Here is a 20426-nt window from a genome sequence, read left to right on the forward strand (position 1 = left end):
TTCATTACCAGTTAAAAAACTTGAAGCTTTTTAAAAGAGGAATATAAACAAAAATAAGATAATAAAAATTATAGTACACGTTAATGCACACATAGGAAAGCGGGAAAGGTATGAAAAGATTGAAGAAAGATAAGATCAAAAAAATCCTGGCATTTATGGTGGCTTTGGCGTTGATGGTATCTTGTGTGCCAAGTGCATACACGATCTCCGCAAGTGAGACATTTGGAGATGGAACGGAGGATTTTACAGATGGTGAATCTGTCTCCGGATCAGCGGCCGAAGAAGCGACACCGGATGTAAGCAGCGCAGACCAGGGAGAACAGGCGCAGCAACAATCTACGCTTACATATGAAAACGATTCTATGAAAGTAACAGCAGAAGCGCAGGAAGAGGGAGCTCTTCCACAGAATACAACATTAAGAGCTGAAAGTGTGAATGAGAATTCTTCCGTTTCTTATGATACGGTATCTCAGAAACTTGCGAAAGCAGCAGAAGATAAGGGCAGCAGCCTGAAGGGTTTTGTTGCGTATGATGTGTATTTTGCAGATGCTGACGGAAACAGAGTTGAGCCGAATGGCAGAGTTAATGTTACGATTGAGTATAAGACACCGGCAGCACCGGAACTTACCGATGCAGCCAGCACCAGCGTAACGGCAGAGAAGCTTCATTATAACAGCAACACAGGTGAAACAGAGGTTACTACCTTACAGCCAAATGAAGAATTAAAGGTTCTGAATGTGAATGAGAGCAAACAGCTTCAGACTCTTCAGGTGCAGACTTCCAATGCAGCAGTTTTTGCAGTGATGTGGGATGCTCCGGAAGTGCAGGATGCTGAGGATGAGATTTCCGTTGAGGCTGAGGAGCCTGCAGCGGATGGAGATTTCACAGATGGTGATGGAACTTCTGATCCGGAAGTAACACCGACCGAGACTCCGGCAGCAGATCCTACTGTTACGGAAGCACCGGCGGTTGAGCCGACTGTTACAGAAGCACCGGCAGATGACCTTACAGATCCGGATGACGGAAATACAGATGCGACGATCACACCGGAACCGGCAGCACAGCCGGTGATCGTGGAAGTGATTGGAGAAGATGTTAATCTTCGGGTAAGCCCATCCACAGAAGCAGATGTAGCAACAACCATACCGGCAGGAACAAGACTTACCGTTCTGGAAACGGTTACCGCAGAAGATGGAACAACCTGGTACAAGGTTTCCTATGAAGATGTGGAAGGCTACATAAGAAGTGACATGGCGCAGGTGGTTGATGACAGTGAGCAGGAGCCTGCGGAGGATATTCAGGAAGAGGAACCTCAGCCTGAGATTACCAGATACGATTACAAGAGTGACGAAGTGAATGTTAAAGTCACACTTACGGATCCGGCAGATCTTCCGGATAATGCAGAGCTTTCCGTAACACCGGTAGAACTTACACAGGAAGCGGAAGCTCAGATCACAGAAAAAGCCATCAAAGAACAGAAAGCCATTGAAAAGCTTTATTCGTACGATATCAAATTCCTGGTAGATGGAGAAGAAGTTCAGCCGGGTAATTCGGTAAAGGTAGCGGTAACGCTCAACAATGAGAAAAAGATCAACGACGCAGACGTATACCATGTAGACGATGAGAACAATATTGAAAACATGGATGGAAACGTTGATAAGAATGGAAATGTTGAGTTTGAGACTACACATTTTTCTACTTATGTAATCGTAGATAACAAGCGTAATGGTAAGATTAATGTTACAATAGAGCATTATGACGGAACGACGAATCCGGCAAGCAAGATTTATGCGGATGATGTTCGGACACTTACAATCGGTCAGAAGGTAGATTGCAAGAAAGCTGAGAACTGGGATATTTCAAAAGTGGAATTGGTTACTGACAACGGAACATCTACAGTTAAGCCGGGTGAGTTTAATGTGGCACAGGATGCTATTGTTAAAGTATATTATGAACCGGTAACTGTAAATTTCGCCGGTGCGCCGACATTTTATGATTATACGGTAAAAGCTGGATCGAACTATTCCATCAACCAACCAAGTAATTACGGTAAGAACAAAGACAGCAATACTAAGCTGACCATGGGTGAGGCAAAACAAAACTACTCGGAGTACCAATATAATTGGTTGAAAGACAGTCTTAGCGTTAACACATGGACAGGAAGTGCCGCTGTCATTAAAGAACTGCTGAAAGGTCTGGATGCAGACGGAAATGTTGAATTTAATTATCCGGATCCGGGCTTTTTCACAAATTCCGATCTATTGGCCGGAAATTCAACGGATAATTATTTGAGAAAAGTCTACAGGGATTATACGCTGAATTTTGACAGAAGCGGAGATACTTATACATTAACCGGCGTAACAGACGGAAATGGTACAAATGTAACGGAACAGTATAACTTAAACAGAACTGGTAAATCCGGAGAGGATTTCTTCCCGTTGGATTCTGTTCGATCAAGTTATGAAAAAGCTTATACCAGAAAGCAAGATAGTCCCCTTCCCGAGGATAATAAAATCCACAATTACTATTTTGGTATGCGCTATGATATTAAATTCAAACTTGGTGATTATATAGGACCATTAAGTTATAGTTTTACCGGTGATGATGATATGTGGGTCGTTCTGGATGGAAAACAGGTAGTTATTGATCTTGGTGGAATCCATAACGCAGCTACTTCTACTGTAGATCTGTGGAAGTATTTGTTAAATACAAATCAGGACAAAACCCAGCTGACAGATGAACAGAAAAAGGCAGAGCATACCTTAACGATCCTTTATATGGAGCGAGGTGCAGGTGCTTCCAACTGTTATATGAACTTCACCATTCCAAATGCCAGAATTTCACAGGTCACAACAGACGCGCTTGGAACACTGACATTTAACAAGGTGAATAAAGACGGTACCGGACTGAGCGGAGCAAGTTTTGCTCTTTATACAGATGAAGATTGTACTACACAGCTTGAAACAGCTACATCTGTTGGGAAAACCGGAACCGTAACGTTTGACAGACTTCGAGCAGGTACTTATTACCTGAAGGAGATCCAGGCACCGGAAGGATATGTTTTGTCGAACGAGAAGTGGAAAGTTGAGGTAACAAAAAATGGTGATAATGTTACCACAACGCTGAAGGATAGTGAAGGAAATGTTGTAGAAAATAATCAGATTTCTAATCAGAAAAGAGAAGCGATTATTGATTTCAGTATGGATTATGACAAGACTGCAACAGTAGCAGACTGGGACAAGAGAACATACAATATTAATATCACAGCTTCTTCTAAATCAACAAGCAGTTCAATCATAGAGCGAGAGAGCGTAGCCGACATCATGATGGTATTTGACATGTCTGGTTCTATGAATGGGGATGGAAGTCTTCGAGAATTTGGTTACTTTAACTCAGTAGAACAAAGCTTGGATAAAACAAAAGTATATTACTATAATACAAATGCAAACACAGCTAGTGCTTCCAGAAATACATATTATTCCAATCCTATGATTTATGTTGATGGGAAATGGCAGTATTATAATGGAAGTTCATGGCAAACATTGTCTAATAATTCTAATAGAATGGTATATACATGGAATTCCAGGATCACAGCCTTAAAAGAAGCTGCAATTGCTTTTATTAAGGATACTGCATCGAAATCACCTAACAGTAAAATCGGTATAACTACATTCGATGGATACAGATACAGTTATTATTATACTGCAACGCGCGGAAATGAAATACAAGAAATTACAAAGGTAGGAAGTTCACCATCTTCAATGATAAAAGCTGTAAGTAAGATTACAGCAGATGGAGGAACATCACCACAAAAAGGGCTTGAGAAAACAAAGATTCAGTTAAACAGTGTAAAGGATGATAACTTATCTAAGTATATTATTCTGTTTACAGATGGAGCTCCATCAGAGTCGAGTGATACATCAGAGACGGAAACAGCAATAACTAGCTTAAAGAAGGATGCAACAATCTTTACGGTTGCGTTGACTGCACAAAGTGAAACTGTACCGGGATCTAATAAAAATAATATCGAATGGATGAAAGATCTTGCTACAGATGAAGATCATGCATTTACTGCTTCTGATGCAAGCAATATCGGAATTATATTCCAGAAGATACAAGAAACAATTACGGATAACATTGATATCACAAATGCAACGATCACAGATGTAATTGATCCGAGATTCGAAATTGTCAATAATGACAAAGTAATTACAAATGAGGATCTTGAAAAAGGTGCTATTACATTAGCAAATGGTGGTGTTGTATCACTGGATGAGAATGGTAATCAGGTTGTAACATGGAGCCAGCAAACAATTCATAACGTAGCAAATGGTAAGCCGTGGTCACAGACAATTACGGTAAGAGCTAAAGACGAGTATATTGGTGGAAACAATGTCACGACTAACGTATCACCTGCTTCTAAGATTTCTACCGGATATGGAGATGTAGAGTTACCACAGCCGAGAGTCAATGTAAAATCAGACCTGATAGTTAACAACAATGAAACAACGATCTTCTACGGAGACAAAGTTCCGACGAGTGCAGAGATTTTAAATAAATTGTTTGATACGTCAGCACCACAGGGATATGTGAAACAGTTGGATGGTACAAAGAAATTAGTGACCTACACAAAGGGAGCTGATGGAGAAACAATTAGTCAGGATGACTTCACATTAGAATGGTATAAAGATGAAGCTTGTACGGAGAAAATTTCTGTAGAGGAGATGGGAAATGACAAACCAGCTCCTGATTCAAAAAGATATTATTTGAAAGTAACTTATAATAAATTAAATAATGATTTAAAATCAGTTACTTCAAGTGATAAATGTACAAAAAACACAAATGGAAAGATTTCCGGTGACAATGGTTCCGGTAAGCTGACAGCTTATAATTCGCAGGATACGGATAAGAATGATCAGGAGAAGAGATGGTATGGTATTTATACCATAAACATTATTCCTGGTCAGATTCAGATCACAAAAACTCTTGAATCTGAAGCAGAAAAGGATGAAACATTTACCTTTGATATTAAGAAAGACAACGTCAAAATTGCAACAGCAACGGCTATCGTTGAGAAAGGTGCTACTGAGGCAACAGTAACATTTACTACTGAAAAAGATACGACATCAAAAGTTGACACAGAGACACCAGCATTGACGAACTTAGAGAGAGGTGAATACACGGTTACTGAGAATGTAAACTCCAGTTATACTCTGAAAGAAGCAACCGTTGGCACTGAGACAAATTGTCGTTCTAATATAAGTCAGGCGAAAGAGATTACATTTAACATCGGAACAGATAAAGATGGTAAAGAAGTTCTGAAAGATGGAAATACAGATACAACAAACGGAAGAATTGGAGTAGCTAAGTTTACGAATGAGAAATCTGTAGCAGATGTGGAGTTCGAAAAGGTTGATAAGGTTGATGAAACAAAGATAAAAGGTGCCAAGTTTGCTTTATACAAAGCAGACGAAACAACCTGGAACAAAGTTTCTGACACTCCTGTTGAAGGCTATGATTCAATCACTTCCGGAGATAATGGAAAATTCAAACTGCAGAATCTTCCGGTTGGTAAATATCTGTTATATGAAATCGAAGCAGCAACCGGTTATATTTGTCCGACAGAACCATGGAAAATTACAGTTGGAAATGGCGGAACGGTAACAGTTACAGACAGTAAGGATGAATCAGTTGGTAGTATCGTTGAAGGTAAAATAACAATCTACAAGATTACAAATACGAAACTTTATTCCTTACCAAGTGCCGGTGGCCCAGGAATCTATGGATTTACAATCAGTGGTGTAGCGATTCTTGCAACTGCACTCCTGTTGTTTATAAATAATAAACGAAGGGAGGAAGAAGCAGAAAGATCGTAACACATTAATTGTAAATGGCAATACGAGGGGAAATGAAAAAGAAAAAAATGCATAGAAAGAAAGGAGCAGAAACATGAAGAATTTATTTAAGAAAGTCAGTGCAATACTGATCGCAGCAATTATGGTGCTGGCAATGGCATCTACCGCGTTCGCGGATGGACCTACTGCGACAATTACAGTGAATAATGCCGACAATGCAACTTTAACTTATGCACAGGTTATTAGAGCAGATCAGACAACGAGAACAGGTTGGGCTTTTGTAAATGATGATGTGAAAAATGCATATATTGAGGCATATGGAGTGGCTGATGATGATGCACAGGCAGCAATTGAGAAATTAATTGCAAATACGGATGCTGAGAAATTAGGAAAAGCTCAGGCATTAGCAGCAGGAAAAGTTTCTTTTGTAGAGATGAGTAATCCACAGACAGTCAGTGAAGCAGGTGTGTACTTAGTAAAGGCAACAGAAGTAGGATATACCTATAATATTATGTCTGCATATGTTGGATTTGGTGAAGCTCCGAATTTAACAAATGCAATTGTAAACGCAAAGAAAACACCTATTCAGGTAACCAAGAAAGTTCTTGATACTGACAATGTAACAAAAACAGGAGATGTCCTTACTTACACAGTAAGCACAAATGTACCATACATCAATCCTACAGATGAAGATAAATCTTTCTGGGCATATGATGAACTGACAGGTGCTGAATATGTAAATACAGACCAGGCAACAATCACATTAAATGGAGTGGATGTAACAAAGTCTTATCCAATTAGCTTTGATAGCGAAAATAATAAATTCAGCGTTAATTTAAGTGCCATGATTAATGATGCAAACAGCCATGCTGGAGAACAGGTAATAATTACTTATCAGGTAAAAGTTACATCAGAAAATGACACCATCACCAATACAGCAACAGCCGGACATAAAGATGGTAATGAGTATGGAAGCAAAGAAAGTAAAACTTATGAAGGTAACATCACATTAACAAAATATGGTGAGAACAATGTTACACTTGCAAACGCAGGATTTGAAGTAAGAAAAGATGGTGCAGCAGATGCATTAACATTTGTAAAACTTTCTGATGGCGTATATAAATATGTTCCAGCTAATACTGAAGGTGCTGTGACAGAAGTTGTAACAGATGCAAATGGTAAGGTTAAAGTACAGGGACTTGATGTTGGAACATATATATTTAAAGAGGTTACAGCACCACAGGGATATTCTGTAAATACAACTGACGTTAGTGCAACACTGGAAGTTGCTGAGGACGATAATGGAATTGCAAGTGGCGTTCTTACACAGACAACTAGTATGAATGATACCAAGCTTGGATCTCTTCCATCCACAGGTGGAATGGGAACATACCTCTTCACTATCATCGGTGTTGTAGTTATGGCTGGTGCTGCTGGCGCATTCTTCATGAGCCGCAGAAGAGGATCTGAGGAGTAATCCTTCACAGATCGATTGGTCAAGTTTTTTCAAAATATTTATAAACAACAGAACCAAAGTAATCATTAAGTAAATCAGTTACCGCCCGGCCTCTTCGGAGGCCGGGACTGGTAATACAACAGTATGGAGAAACCTATGAGAAAGAATAAAAAGAAAAATTATATTGGACTTGGGTTGCTGTTTCTGATAGGATTGTCCATACTGCTGTATCCAATGATCAGCGATGCCTGGAATAAGCACAGGGATAATCTTCTGATCAGTAAATATAGCAGCAGTGTTTCTTCGAATAATAATTCGGAGGAACTTGACAGCATGTGGAAGGCAGCAGAGAAATATAACGAGCAGATCAAACAGGAAAGTGTACCGGATGCTTTTTCCGTAAGGGATGGAGAGACGGACAGTACATATGAATCTCTTTTGAATCTGAATGGTGATGGAATGATGGGATATATAGAGATCCCTGTGATCGATGTAAAGATCCCGATCTATCATTACACAACAGATGAAACACTGGAGAAGGGCGCGGGACATTTGTTCGGCAGCAGTCTTCCGGTTGGCGGAGAAAGTACACACGCGATTCTTTCCGCGCACAGAGGGCTTCCCAGCGCGAAGCTTTTTACAGATCTGAACCTTGTGGAAAAGGGAGATGTTTTTTATCTGCATATCCTGGATAAGACGCTTGCTTATGAGGTGGATCAGATCCAGACGGTTCTTCCGGAGGAGACCGATTCGCTGGCAATCACAGAAGGTAAGGATTATGTGACACTTGTTACGTGTACACCATATGCGGTAAACACGCACAGAATCCTTGTAAGAGGACACAGAACAACTGTAAAAGCTGCGAAAGAAGCGCAGAAGACAGAGAAGAAAGCTACCGGAGTTTCTAATCCGACACTTCCGATGCTGATCCTTTGTGTTGTGATCGGTTTTGCGATCGCAGGTGTGCTGGTAGCAGTTGTCAATTTTGTTCAGAACAAAAAACGACGCAGGAAATAATTTATGGCTAAAAAGAAAAAAAAGAAAAAGAGCAATGTCGTCCTGAATGTTTTTATTGCAGTAGCTTTTTTGGCAGGGGCAGGAATTTTTCTTTATCCTACGATCAGTGATATGTGGAACCAGTACAGAAACGCGCAGCTGATCAGTGATTATGATCAGGCAGTCACAGGACTTTCTGATGATAATTATGAGAAGCTTTGGAAAGAAGCAGAAGAGTACAATGCGGAGCATACGGTAAATGCGATTGTAGATGCTTTTGACGATGAGGAGGATTATGAACCGACCCATCCTTATGATGAGGTTCTGGATCCGAATGGCGATGGATTGATGGGAAGTATTGAGATTCCGAAGATCCAGGCGAAGCTGGCAATCTATCACGGACTGAGTAAAAACGTTCTGGAAAAAGGTGTGGGCCATGTGGAGGGCACCAGTCTTCCGATTGGAGGCGAGAGCACACATGCCGTGCTGGCGGCACACCGTGGACTTCCCAATGCAAAGCTTTTTACAGATCTTGACCAGATGGAGATCGGAGATATTTTTATCCTGCACATTCTGGGAAAGAATCTGGCATATAAAGTAGATCAGATCAAAACGGTTCTTCCGGAAGAGACCAGCGAGCTGGATATCGTGGAGGGCGAGGATCTGGTGACTCTTGTAACCTGTACTCCTTACGGAGTAAATACACACAGACTTCTTGTGCGGGGAAGCCGTACAGAGTATGTGGAGGAAGAAGAAAGTAATGAGACAATTCCGCAGAAGCTTGCAAAAACAGATCCGAAGAAGGTTCTGGCTGCGGGAGGCATCGTGCTTGTTATCTTGATACTGCTGGTTTATTTGATCGTCCGCCGCAGTGGAAAGAAGCGGGTATCAGGAGAAAAAGAGGAGGCGGAAAAAAGTGGAAAAGAGAACTAAGCGGAAAAATTTTTTAAGCAGCTTTCTGGCAATCCTGGTAATGGCTGTGATGCTGATCGGCAGTATGGCGCAGGCAGTTTTTGCAGATGATTATGTAGCCGGGAAAACCGGAAATATCAATCTGACGATCCAGGAGACCGGAGAGGACGGAACCGTGAAACCGATTCCTAACGTGAATCTGACCCTTTATAAAGTGGGAAGTGTGACGTTTGACAGGAATGTGCATTTTGTGGTTGACAGCGCACTGCAGTTTACGGGAATTGATTTTGAAAATCTGAAAACAGCAGATGAGTGGTATAAAACAGCAGATACGCTTTCCGCGGCAGTGAAGAAGGCCGGACTTAGCGGAAGCGAGATGCAGTCAGACGCAAACGGAAAGATCGTCTACAGCAATATGGCTGAGGGTGTATATCTGATCGTGCAGAGCAATCCGGATGACCCGAATGTATCTGTTTCACCGATGGTACTGACGGTTCCTTTTGTAGAGGAAGGTACTGGCTGGACTTATAATGTGCAGGCATATCCGAAGACGATAACCCGTGATGGTGATAAGGAAACAAAGATCCAGGTTACAAAACGACTGTACTATATTAATCAGGATACTTTCGATGTTATCGAAATGGAAGCAGATGATGCAACCTATAAAGTTGGTCTTTTCCTGGATGATAAGGGAACAATCCCGTTCAGAAGTGACTACATGAAAGATATCCGCCTTGTAAAAGCAAGCAGCGGAACGGCTACCTGGGCAAATGTACCAGATGGAAAATATTATGTATTTGAGCTGGACGAGAATGGCGATCCGATGACTATTAATGATTCGATCATTATAGATGAAGGAAAGTCCTATTACTATGATGTAACTGATTCCAATGAAAATGCGACCAATGAGGCAGAGATCAGCCAGAATGGTTCTACAGAATCGGTATCATATGTAAATAACTATTATTCTTTCATTCCGACTGGATTTGCGTTGAAAGGACATATTACGATCAATAAGAAGGTTCTTGTTGACGGACAGAAGACAACGGTACCGGATACTTTCTATGCAGCTGTATTTGAGACAGGAGCAGATGACTCTCTGAATCTTGTTGAGGGTACGATCAGAGAACTGAATCAGAACGGTTCTGTCGATATAGAGGTTTCTTTCCCGGAGAATACAGAACCTGAGTCAGTTACCTATACAGTTATGGAGACTGATAAGGATGGAAATCCGGTTGATCATGATTCTTTCGCATATGAGATCGACGGTGAAGGTGATATCATTCTGAACGAAAGTGAGAGTTATGAAAACTCCATGGATATCACTAACAGTAAGAATACAACACCGGAGCCGACGGTAACGAATACACCGGTACCGAGCGGACAGCCAACAGTAACACCTTCTGAGAGAACAAGTACACCAGTACCTGGAGGTTCTACATCAACCAATAATGATGGAGGCGGAACAACAGGACGTACTTCTGTAAAGACCGGCGATAATACACCGATCGGTGTATGGGTTGGCATCCTTGCAGCAGCGATCGTAGTTGGCGGTGCAGCAGGTTTTGCAGTAAAAAGAAAAAAGAAAAAATAATAAAATGAATCATTGTAAAGAATGATCATCAGAAAGGCCAGACAGAGATGTCTGGTCTTTCGCTGGATATGGAGAACCGTTTTACGAATATTTTTACTGTAACGGCGGATGAGAGATAAACAACAGGGAATGGGAATATTGTCTTTTTTTTATCAAAAGAGAGTTTTACATAAAAAATTTCTTGACATTTGGTAAGGAGAAGTATATTGTATGTGTTGCAGTAATTTCATAAAAGATAGCCTTTTATTCAGAGTGGTGGAGATACAAAGGATCTGAGAAGCCACGGCAACCCCGGAAATCCAGGAAGGTGCCAACCTGAGCGAGCAATCGAACAATAAGAGGATTGTTTACAGAATTTAAACAGTCCGATTGTACGGGCTGTTTTTTATGTGATTTATAACCGTTGTATAAGTACAAAAGGAGAAAAACATGGAGAAAATTTTATTTACTTCTGAATCTGTAACTGAAGGACATCCTGACAAAGTCTGCGACTCTATTTCTGACGCGATCCTTGACGCTATGATGGCACAGGACCCAATGAGCCGTGTTGCATGCGAGACAGCTACTACTACAGGTCTTGTACTTGTTATGGGTGAGATCACAACAAAGGCAAATGTTGATATCCAGAAGATCGTTCGTGATACGATCCGCGAGATCGGATATGACAATGCAGATTATGGTTTTGATGCAGATACCTGCGCAGTTATCACAGCTCTTGACAAACAGTCCACAGATATCGCTATGGGTGTTGACAAGGCGCTTGAGCAGAAAGAGGATAACATGAACGAGGATGAGCTGGATTCCATCGGTGCCGGTGACCAGGGTCTTCAGTTTGGTTATGCTTCCAACGAGACTGAGGAGTATATGCCTTATGCCATCAACATGGCTCATAAGCTTGCTCAGCAGCTCACAAAGGTTCGTAAAGATGGTACTCTGAAATACTTAAGACCGGATGGTAAGACACAGGTTACTGTTGAGTATGATGAGGCTGGAAAGCCGAAGAGAATCGATGCGGTTGTATGCTCTACACAGCATGATCCGGATGTGACTCAGGAGCAGATCCATGAGGACATTAAGAAATATGTTTTTGATGCGATCATCCCGGCTGATATGGTTGACGCGGATACCAAATATTTCATCAACCCGACAGGCCGTTTTGTTATCGGCGGACCTCACGGTGACAGTGGTCTGACAGGACGTAAGATCATCGTTGATACCTACGGTGGAACAGGACGTCACGGCGGCGGTGCTTTCTCCGGTAAGGACTGCACAAAGGTAGACCGTTCTGCAGCTTATGCAGCTCGTTACGTTGCTAAGAATATTGTTGCAGCAGGTCTTGCTGACAAGTGTGAGATCCAGCTTTCCTATGCGATCGGTGTTGCACATCCGACATCTGTCAGTGTGAATACTTTCGGAACTGGTAAGCTTTCTGAGACCAAGCTTGTTGAGATCGTTCGTGAGAATTTTGACCTTCGTCCGGCTGGTATCATCAAGATGCTTGATCTTCGCCGTCCGATCTACAAACAGACTGCTGCTTATGGTCACTTTGGCCGTACAGATGTTGACCTTCCATGGGAGCATCTGGACAAGGTTGAGACTCTGAAGAAATATCTGTAAGAGATAATAATAGTTCCAAAAGAACAAAGATTGAAGCCCCCGGTATTCGCACTACCGGGGGCTTTTTTATAGAAAATTTAGAGATGGGTAATATAGTTTATGTTATAATACGTGTGTAAATGTGGATTGCAAATATCCGCTTGATTAATAAAGGACGGAGATATAGATGAAGTTAAAAACACGTATTATTGTGGGCTTTATCGCAGTGATCCTGCTGCCGCTGCTTCTTTTTTCAGCAAGTCTTTACGGTTTCAGCCGGACTCAGGTGAAACATGTACAGGAGAGCAGCAGTCAGGCTGCTGATTCCAATGAGATGGTCTATGATATTTCTCTGGCGCAGTCTTCCAGCAGTCAGGTGAAGCTGATGGCCAAGGATATGATTCTGACGGCAACGATCATTCTTGTTTTTACAGCGCTGTCTGTAGGTCTCTGGATCTACAGGAGTATTGCGGTTCCGCTGGTGAAGCTTCGTAAGGCAACCCAGAACATCAAAGAGGGTAATCTGGATTTTGTGCTGGAGGTTGAGGGGAAGGATGAATTTTCCCAGCTTTGCCAGGATTTTGAGGAGATGCGTAAACGGCTGAAGGAGTCCACGGAAGAGAAGATCCTGATGGATAAGGAGAACAAGGAACTGATCAGTAATATTTCCCATGACCTGAAGACACCGATCACTGCGGTGAAGGGTTATGTGGAGGGGATTATGGATGGTGTGGCAGATACACCGGAGAAGATGAACCGGTATGTGCGTACTATTTATAATAAGACCAATGAGATGGATCACCTGATCAATGAGCTGACGTTTTATTCCAAGATCGATACCAACCGTATTCCGTATACGTTCAGCAAGCTGAATGTGGAGGATTATTTTTCGGACTGTGCGGAGGAACTTGGACTTGAGATGGAAACCAAGGGAATTGAGCTTGTGTATGCCAATTATGTGGAGAAAGATGTCCAGGTGATCGCAGATGGAGAGCAGATCCGCCGTGTGATCCATAATATTGTGAGCAATGCCATTAAATATATGGAGAAGCCCAAGGGGATCATCCAGCTTCGTGTGAAGGATGTGGGTGATTTTATCCAGGTGGAGATCGAGGATAATGGTAAAGGAATTGCCGCCAAGGATCTGCCGTATATTTTTGACCGTTTTTACCGTACCGATGTTTCCAGAAATTCTTCCAAAGGAGGAAGCGGTATCGGACTTTCCATCGTAAAGAAGATCATGGAGGATCATGGAGGAAAGGTCTGGGCTACAAGCAGGCTGGGAATTGGAACGATCATGTATTTTGTTCTTAGAAAATATCAGGAGGTACCGATTAATGAGTAGAATTTTGATCATAGAGGATGAGGAAGCGATTGCGGATCTTGAGAAGGATTATCTGGAGCTTTCGGGGTTTGAAGTGGAGATCGAGAACCGTGGTGATACAGGTCTTGTACGTGCCATGAAGGAGGATTTTGATCTGATCATTCTGGATCTGATGCTTCCGGAGGTGGACGGTTTCGATATTTGCCGACAGGTCCGTGAGGAGAAAAATACGCCGATCATCATGGTTTCCGCGAAGAAGGATGACATCGATAAGATCCGTGGACTTGGACTTGGTGCAGACGATTATATGACCAAGCCGTTCAGCCCAAGTGAGCTGGTTGCCCGTGTGAAGGCTCATATGGAGCGTTATAACCGTCTGGTTGGTTCCAATGTGCATAAGAATGATGTGATCGAGATCCGTGGCATTAAGATTGATAAGACAGCCAGACGTGTATGGGTCAATGGCGAGGAGACGACATTTACTACCAAGGAGTTTGATCTTCTGACTTTCCTGGCGGAGAATCCAAACAGGGTATTTACGAAGGAAGAGCTTTTCCGGGAAATCTGGGATATGGAGTCTGTGGGTGATATCGCCACGGTTACGGTTCATATCAAGAAGATCCGTGAGAAGATCGAGTTTAATACGGCCAAGCCTCAGTATATTGAGACAATCTGGGGTGTGGGATACCGGTTTAAGGTGTGAGTGTATCGGGAAATCTTCAGATGGAGCTGCTGTATGCGCGTATGAATGCAGAGCGAAATAAAGGTGTACATTTTACCAGGTGTTTTTGAGAGGAGTGGAAATATGCCGCTGTTGAAAGAAAAAGTTTATACGATAGAGGATATTTATGCTCTGCCGGAGGGCGAAAGAGCGGAACTGATCGATGGACAAATTTATTATATGTCGCCACCGAATACGAGACATCAGAGGATCTCGAGCATTTTGTCCAGAAAAATAGGCAACTATATAGATGACAATAAAGGGAAATGTGAAGTATTTGCTGCACCGTTTGCAGTGTATCTGGATGAGAAAACAAATACTTACGTGGAACCGGATGTTTCCGTTATCTGTGATTCTGATAAATTGGATGACAGAGGTTGTAAAGGAGCTCCGGACTGGATCATTGAGATCGTTTCTCCTTCAAGCAGGCGTATGGACTACTACACGAAGCTGTTTAAATACAGGACTGCCGGTGTGAGAGAATACTGGATCGTGGATCCGACGAAGAATCAGATAATGGTATATGATTTTGAGAATGAAGATACGGAACAGTATACATTTCAGGATTCGGTTAAGGTTGGAATTTATGAGGATCTGAGGATTGACTTTACTGAGATGTGATAAAACAGAGGGGAATATCGTTTTGATGATAGCCCCTCTTTATTATTATCTGGACGAAAGGGAGAATTATGGAAGACAGATTATATAAAAAACTAGAGGCATACGGCAGAAGTGATTTTTACCCATTTCATATGCCCGGGCATAAGAGAAATCCACTGGCTGTGGATGGAGATTTTCCGGTAGAGAGGGATATTACGGAAATCAACGGGTTCGATAACCTGCATCATGCAGAGGATATTCTGAAAAGGGCCCAGGAGGATGTTGCACGGCTTTATGGTGTGCCGGAGAGTTTTTACAGTATTAACGGAAGTTCCGGGGCGATTCTGGCGGCGGTGTCTGCGGCTGTAGATAAGGGTGGTCAGATCCTGGTGGCAAGGAATTGCCATAAGGCGGTTTACCATGCAATTTATCTGCGGGAGCTGAGTGCCACGTATATTTATCCACATGAGGATCCGAAATTGGGGATAAACGGAGGGATTTCACCCGGCCGCGTGGAAATGTATCTGGCGGAAAATCCGGAGATCCAGGCGGTGCTGATCACTTCGCCGACTTATGACGGGATCGTGTCGGATGTGGCTAGGATCGCGGAGATCGCGCATCACTATGGTGTGCCGCTGATCGTGGATGAGGCTCACGGGGCGCATTTTCGGTTTTCGGAGTATTTTCCGGTGTCTGCGGCGCAGCTTGGTGCGGATGTGGTGATCAACAGTGTGCATAAGACGCTGCCCTGTCTGACCCAGACGGGGGTGATCCACCTGTGCAGTGATCGTGTGAGCCGGGAAAAACTGAAGCGTTTTCTGGGAATCTATCAGAGCAGCAGTCCTTCTTATATTCTTATGAGCAGCATTGATGCGTGCATGGATAAGCTGGAGCGTGAGGGGGATGAGATGTTCCGTGTGTTTACGGAGAATCTGGAAAAAGCACGCAGGCGTCTTTCCGGGTGTAAGTATATCCGGCTGGTAACGCCGCAGGCCTGTGAGTGCCAGAGAGTTTTTGATTTTGACAGATCTAAGATATTGCTTTCTACTGTGAACAGTTCGCTGAACGGCCGGGAGCTGCATCAGATCCTCCGGAGGGAGTTTCATCTGGAAATGGAGATGGAGGCGGAGAATTATGTGCTGGCGCTGGCGGCTGTGGGTGATACGGCGGAGGGCTTTGAGCGGCTTTGTGATGCTATTGAAGAGATCGACCGCCGTGAATCGTTAAAATACAGAGAAGAGGCTGTGGCGAAGGAGCCTTTGAAAAACGGAAAAATGAAGCAGGTCATGCGGATCTCCCAGGCTATGGATGCGGAGAGTGAGCGGTGTCCGCTGGATGAGTGTATCGGACGGACATCCGGGGAGTTTGCATATCTTTATCCTCCGGGAATCCCGCTGATCGTTCCGGGGGAACAGATTTCTGGACATTTCGTAAAAAATGTGAGAAGATACCTGGAACAGGGCTTTGAGGTACAGGGCCTGAGTGACCAGACAAGTGAGACTGTGTGCGTTGTGAAGAATGAAACAAGAGATGTATGACAGTGATAACTGACAGTGAAAATTCTGTGTATTGCTGATCTGTGGGAAGGCAGCAAACGGATTGTCCGCTTTGGCTATGGGATATATTGGATTGGGCTGAAGTGTGAGCAGTAATGCGCGGAAAGCAGAGGAGACAGAGTGGGAAAGATTTTTTACATTATGGGAAAAAGTTCTTCCGGTAAGGATAGTATTTACAGGCAGCTGGAGGCGGACCAGGAGCTGGGACTGAGGCGGCTTGTGATCTATACCACCCGGCCGATCCGTGATGGAGAAGAGAACGGAAGAGAATATTTTTTTGTGGATGAAAATAAACTGAAGGAGTTCCGGAGAAACGGGAAGCTGATCGAGGCCAGGACTTATCAGACGGTTTATGGTCCGTGGACATATTTTACAGCGGATGACGGGCAGGTTTCCGTGGGAAATGACAGCTATCTGGGAATCGGTACGCTGGAGTCTTTTGTGAAACTTCGGGAGTATTATGGGGATGATGTGATGCGTCCTGTTTATATAGAAGTGGAGGACGGGGAGCGTCTGGAGCGTGCCCTTGCCCGTGAGAGAACTCAGGAAGTGCCGAAGTATGAGGAGATGTGCAGGCGTTTTCTGGCGGACCAGAATGATTTTTCAGAAGAAAATATTTTGAAAGCTGGTATATGGAAGCGCTTTCAGAATCATAATCTGGATGAATGTGTGAAGGAAATTGGAAATTATATAAAATCTGTACAATAGGGAAAAATAGTTTTTTTTATACAGAAGATTATGTTATAATTAGATGAAAGATGTCCGCCGGGTATGACGGAGGACACAAAAGGCAGAAAGAGGTGATTCTTATGGCAGGATTTCATGACATCATCGGCCATGACGATATAATCAGGCATTTGAAGAATGCGATAGAGACAGGGAAGGTGTCCCACTCTTATATTTTTACGGGAGAACCGGGCTCCGGCAAGAAACTTCTTGCGGGGACTTTTGCGGCAGCACTGCAGTGTGAATCAGGAGAATCTGAACCGTGTATGACCTGTGATTCCTGTAAGAAGGTGATCGGCAAGAATCATCCGGATATTATCACAGTGACACATGAGAAACCTGGCAGTATCAGTATTGATGAGGTGCGTGAGCAGGTTGTCCATGATGTGGATATCAAGCCGTACTGCAGTCCGTATAAGATCTATATCATTCCGGATGCGGAGATGATGACAGTACAGGCGCAGAATGCCCTTTTGAAAACAATCGAGGAGCCGCCGGAATATGCGGTAATCTTGTTGCTGACCAGCAATATCGACAGCCTTCTTCCTACCATCCGTTCCAGGTGCGTGCGTCTGGATCTGAAAGTAGTGGATGATGGTCTTGTGAAAAAATATCTGATGGAGCATCTTCAGGTGCCGGATTATCAGGCTGAGATCGATGCGTCTTATGCACAGGGCAGCATTGGCAAGGCGAAGGAGGCCGCTACTTCCCAGGAGTTTGCGGATATGACGGCCAATGCACTGAAGATTTTGAAATATGCCAATTCCATGGAAGTTTATGAGCTGACAGAGGCAATTAAGACTCTGACTGCTGATAAGAATAATATCAATGATTACCTGGATATTTTTCAGTTCTGGTTCCGCGATGTTCTGATGTTTAAGGCAACAAAGGAAATTGACAACCTGGTTTTTAAACAGGAGATTAATTTTATCAGAGAGCAGGCCAGCGAGCGTTCTTATGAGAATATCGAAAAGATCCTTGAAGCACTGGGGAAGACCAAGGTGCGTCTCCGTGCCAATGTTAATCTCGAACTTGCCCTGGAGCTCCTGTTCCTGACAATTAGGGAGAAATAGAATGGAAATGGTAGTTGGAGTTAGATTTCGTAACGTTGGTAAGATTTATTATTTTAATCCGAAGAACTATAAGGTGAAGGTCGGCGATCATGTGATCGTGGAGACTGCCCGTGGTGTGGAGTATGGCCGTGTTGTTCTGGAGCCGCGCAGTGTGAAGGAGGACGAGGTGGTGCATCCGCTGAAGGAAGTTCTCCGTGTTGCGACAAAAGAGGACGAGGAGCATGAGGCTGAGAACCGTCTGAAGGAGAAAGAGGCTTTTAAGATCTGCAAGAAGAAGATCCGTGAACATGGGCTTGAGATGAAGCTGATCGATGCGGAGTATACGTTTGATAATAACAAGGTGCTGTTTTATTTTACAGCGGACGGGCGGATTGATTTCCGTCAGCTTGTTAAGGATCTGGCGTCTGTGTTTAAGACAAGGATTGAGCTTCGTCAGATCGGTGTCCGTGATGAGACGAAGATCCTTGGTGGTATTGGTATCTGTGGAAGGACGCTTTGCTGCCATACGTATCTTTCCGAATTTGCACCGGTTTCCATTAAGATGGCGAAAGAGCAGAATCTTTCTCTGAACCAGACGAAGATTTCCGGTGTCTGCGGCCGTCTGATGTGCTGCCTTAAAAATGAGCAGGAGACTTATGAGGAACTGAACCGGAATCTTCCGGGAATTGGTGATATAGTGACTACACCGCAGGGTATTACCGGTACAGTTCAGAGTGTGAATGTTCTCCGTCAGATGGTTAAGATTGTTGTGGATGTTAACGATGAGAAGGAGATCCAGGAGTTTCCGGTTCGTGATCTGAAGTTCCGCCCCAAGAAGAAAAAAGGTAAGGGTGGTGCAGGTTCTGCTGACCACGATGAGAAAGAGGCTAAAAAGGGAGATTCAAAACCGAATGAGAAGTGATCTTGTTAAATGCGGTGAGCGTGTGGATGATCTTCAGAATGGGTTGTTTGTGATCCAGGATCCGAAGAAGTTCTGTTTCGGGATGGATGCGGTTCTGTTGTCTGGTTTTGCCCGGGTGAAGAAGGGTGAGGTTGCACTGGATATGGGGACTGGCACGGGAATTATTCCGATTTTGCTTTCTGACCGTACGGATGGGGAGCATTTTACGGGGTTGGAGATTCAGCATGAGTGTGCGGAGATGGCTGACCGTAGTGTGAGGTTTAATGGCCTTGAGGACAGGGTTCGGATCGTTGAGGGTGATATCAAGGAGGCTGCCGGGATTTTTGGGGCGGCTTCTTTTGATGTGGTGACGTGTAATCCGCCGTATATGATCGGACAGCATGGGTTAACGAATCCGCATGTTCCCAAGGCGATTGCGAGGCATGAGATTCTTTGTACTTTTGATGATGTGGCCTGTCAGGCTGCCCGGGTTCTGAAGGACCGGGGGAGGTTTTTTCTGGTGCACAGGCCTTTCAGACTGGTGGAGCTGATGGCGACTTTGACGAAGTATAAGCTAGAGCCTAAGAGGATGCAGCTGGTGTATCCTTTTATTGATAAGGAGCCGAATATGGTGTTGATCGAGGCCTGTAAGGGCGGGAATTCCAGGATCCAGGTTGAACGGCCGCTGGTGGTTTATGAGAGGCCTGGGGTTTATACGGAGGATGTTTTGGAGTTGTATCGGATGGTGTGAATGTTGTGATGTTGTGGCTTAGGGTGGCTGCTCGGGAGGTTTTGGGCCATCGGCGCTGCGCTGGATGGCTGGGAGGTGATGGTGGCTGTGGAACTTCGGTTGGTGAAGGGACGGCGAGGGGAGGCAGGCTGCTGGTGGTGACACGCTGCGCCCCCTGCTCGGCTGCGGCGCCGGTTTGCTGCCATTCGCGCAAACTCGCTTCGCTCAAACAGTGCGCTCGGTGGCAGCAGCTATCCTCACCTCGCTGACGGGGGCTCCGCTAACGTCACCACCAGCAGCCTGCCTCCCCTCGCCTGAGATTCAAAGCGAGAGATCGCAACGCGTAGCGCATTGAGTATCGAAGAATACAGACACCTTGCCAGAAGTGAATCACTGAGAAAGTGAAG

14 protein-coding genes and 1 riboswitch are annotated in these 20426 nt (G+C 43.9%); all 14 genes read left to right on the forward strand.

Going from position 1 to position 20426, the window contains the following annotated elements:
• The first annotated feature begins 110 nt into the window (after positions 1–110).
• The 14 genes from G5B12_RS10530 to G5B12_RS10595 all read left to right on the forward strand — a co-directional run bounded on the left by G5B12_RS10530 (position 111) and on the right by G5B12_RS10595 (position 20040).
• The gene (locus G5B12_RS10530; protein WP_174088180.1) at positions 111–5876 is read left to right on the forward strand and encodes a SpaA isopeptide-forming pilin-related protein; all 5766 of its coding nucleotides are present in this window, start codon (positions 111–113) and stop codon (positions 5874–5876) included.
• Between the two features lie 73 nt (positions 5877–5949).
• A complete protein-coding gene (locus G5B12_RS10535; protein ID WP_174088182.1) occupies positions 5950–7332 on the forward strand; it encodes a SpaA isopeptide-forming pilin-related protein in 1383 nt (460 codons plus the stop codon).
• 135 nt (positions 7333–7467) lie between these two features.
• Positions 7468–8328 carry a class C sortase gene (locus G5B12_RS10540; RefSeq protein ID WP_244096081.1) on the forward strand — a complete coding sequence of 287 codons (861 nt, stop codon included), beginning with the start codon at positions 7468–7470 and terminating at the stop codon, positions 8326–8328.
• Between the two features lie 3 nt (positions 8329–8331).
• Positions 8332–9240 (forward strand): class C sortase, encoded by a 909-nt coding sequence (locus G5B12_RS10545; RefSeq protein WP_173723269.1) that lies wholly within the window; start codon positions 8332–8334, stop codon positions 9238–9240.
• Positions 9224–10813 (forward strand): pilin N-terminal domain-containing protein, encoded by a 1590-nt coding sequence (locus G5B12_RS10550; RefSeq protein WP_174088186.1) that lies wholly within the window; start codon positions 9224–9226, stop codon positions 10811–10813. The genes G5B12_RS10545 and G5B12_RS10550 overlap by 17 nt, the downstream gene beginning before the upstream one ends.
• Positions 10814–11053: 240 nt before the next feature.
• Positions 11054–11154: riboswitch (SAM riboswitch) on the forward strand.
• Between the two features lie 88 nt (positions 11155–11242).
• Entirely contained in the window at positions 11243–12430 is a 1188-nt protein-coding gene (metK, locus tag G5B12_RS10555) for a methionine adenosyltransferase (protein WP_021975787.1), read from the forward strand.
• Between the two features lie 166 nt (positions 12431–12596).
• Positions 12597–13754 (forward strand): sensor histidine kinase, encoded by a 1158-nt coding sequence (locus tag G5B12_RS10560; protein WP_021975786.1) that lies wholly within the window; start codon positions 12597–12599, stop codon positions 13752–13754.
• A complete protein-coding gene (locus G5B12_RS10565; RefSeq protein WP_021975785.1) occupies positions 13747–14436 on the forward strand; it encodes a response regulator transcription factor in 690 nt (229 codons plus the stop codon). Before G5B12_RS10560 ends, G5B12_RS10565 begins: the two co-directional genes overlap by 8 nt.
• A gap of 102 nt (positions 14437–14538) precedes the next feature.
• Positions 14539–15075, forward strand: a complete 537-nt coding sequence (locus tag G5B12_RS10570) for a Uma2 family endonuclease (RefSeq protein WP_118063649.1) — start codon at positions 14539–14541, stop codon at positions 15073–15075.
• A 68-nt stretch (positions 15076–15143) separates the two neighbouring features.
• Positions 15144–16592, forward strand: a complete 1449-nt coding sequence (locus G5B12_RS10575; RefSeq protein WP_174088188.1) for an aminotransferase class I/II-fold pyridoxal phosphate-dependent enzyme — start codon at positions 15144–15146, stop codon at positions 16590–16592.
• Positions 16593–16730: 138 nt separating this feature from the next.
• The gene (locus tag G5B12_RS10580; RefSeq protein WP_021975782.1) at positions 16731–17318 is read left to right on the forward strand and encodes a guanylate kinase; all 588 of its coding nucleotides are present in this window, start codon (positions 16731–16733) and stop codon (positions 17316–17318) included.
• Positions 17319–17419: 101 nt separating this feature from the next.
• A complete protein-coding gene (holB, locus tag G5B12_RS10585) occupies positions 17420–18409 on the forward strand; it encodes a DNA polymerase III subunit delta' (protein ID WP_174088190.1) in 990 nt (329 codons plus the stop codon).
• A gap of 1 nt (position 18410) precedes the next feature.
• Positions 18411–19310 carry a PSP1 domain-containing protein gene (locus G5B12_RS10590; RefSeq protein ID WP_021975780.1) on the forward strand — a complete coding sequence of 300 codons (900 nt, stop codon included), beginning with the start codon at positions 18411–18413 and terminating at the stop codon, positions 19308–19310.
• Positions 19300–20040, forward strand: coding sequence for a tRNA1(Val) (adenine(37)-N6)-methyltransferase (locus tag G5B12_RS10595; protein ID WP_021975779.1), 741 nt, complete (start codon positions 19300–19302; stop codon positions 20038–20040). The genes G5B12_RS10590 and G5B12_RS10595 overlap by 11 nt, the downstream gene beginning before the upstream one ends.
• Positions 20041–20426 lie beyond the last annotated feature (386 nt).

This window comes from Blautia sp. MSK.20.85, assembly GCF_013317245.1.
In the GTDB taxonomy this organism is placed as follows: domain Bacteria; phylum Bacillota; class Clostridia; order Lachnospirales; family Lachnospiraceae; genus Blautia_A.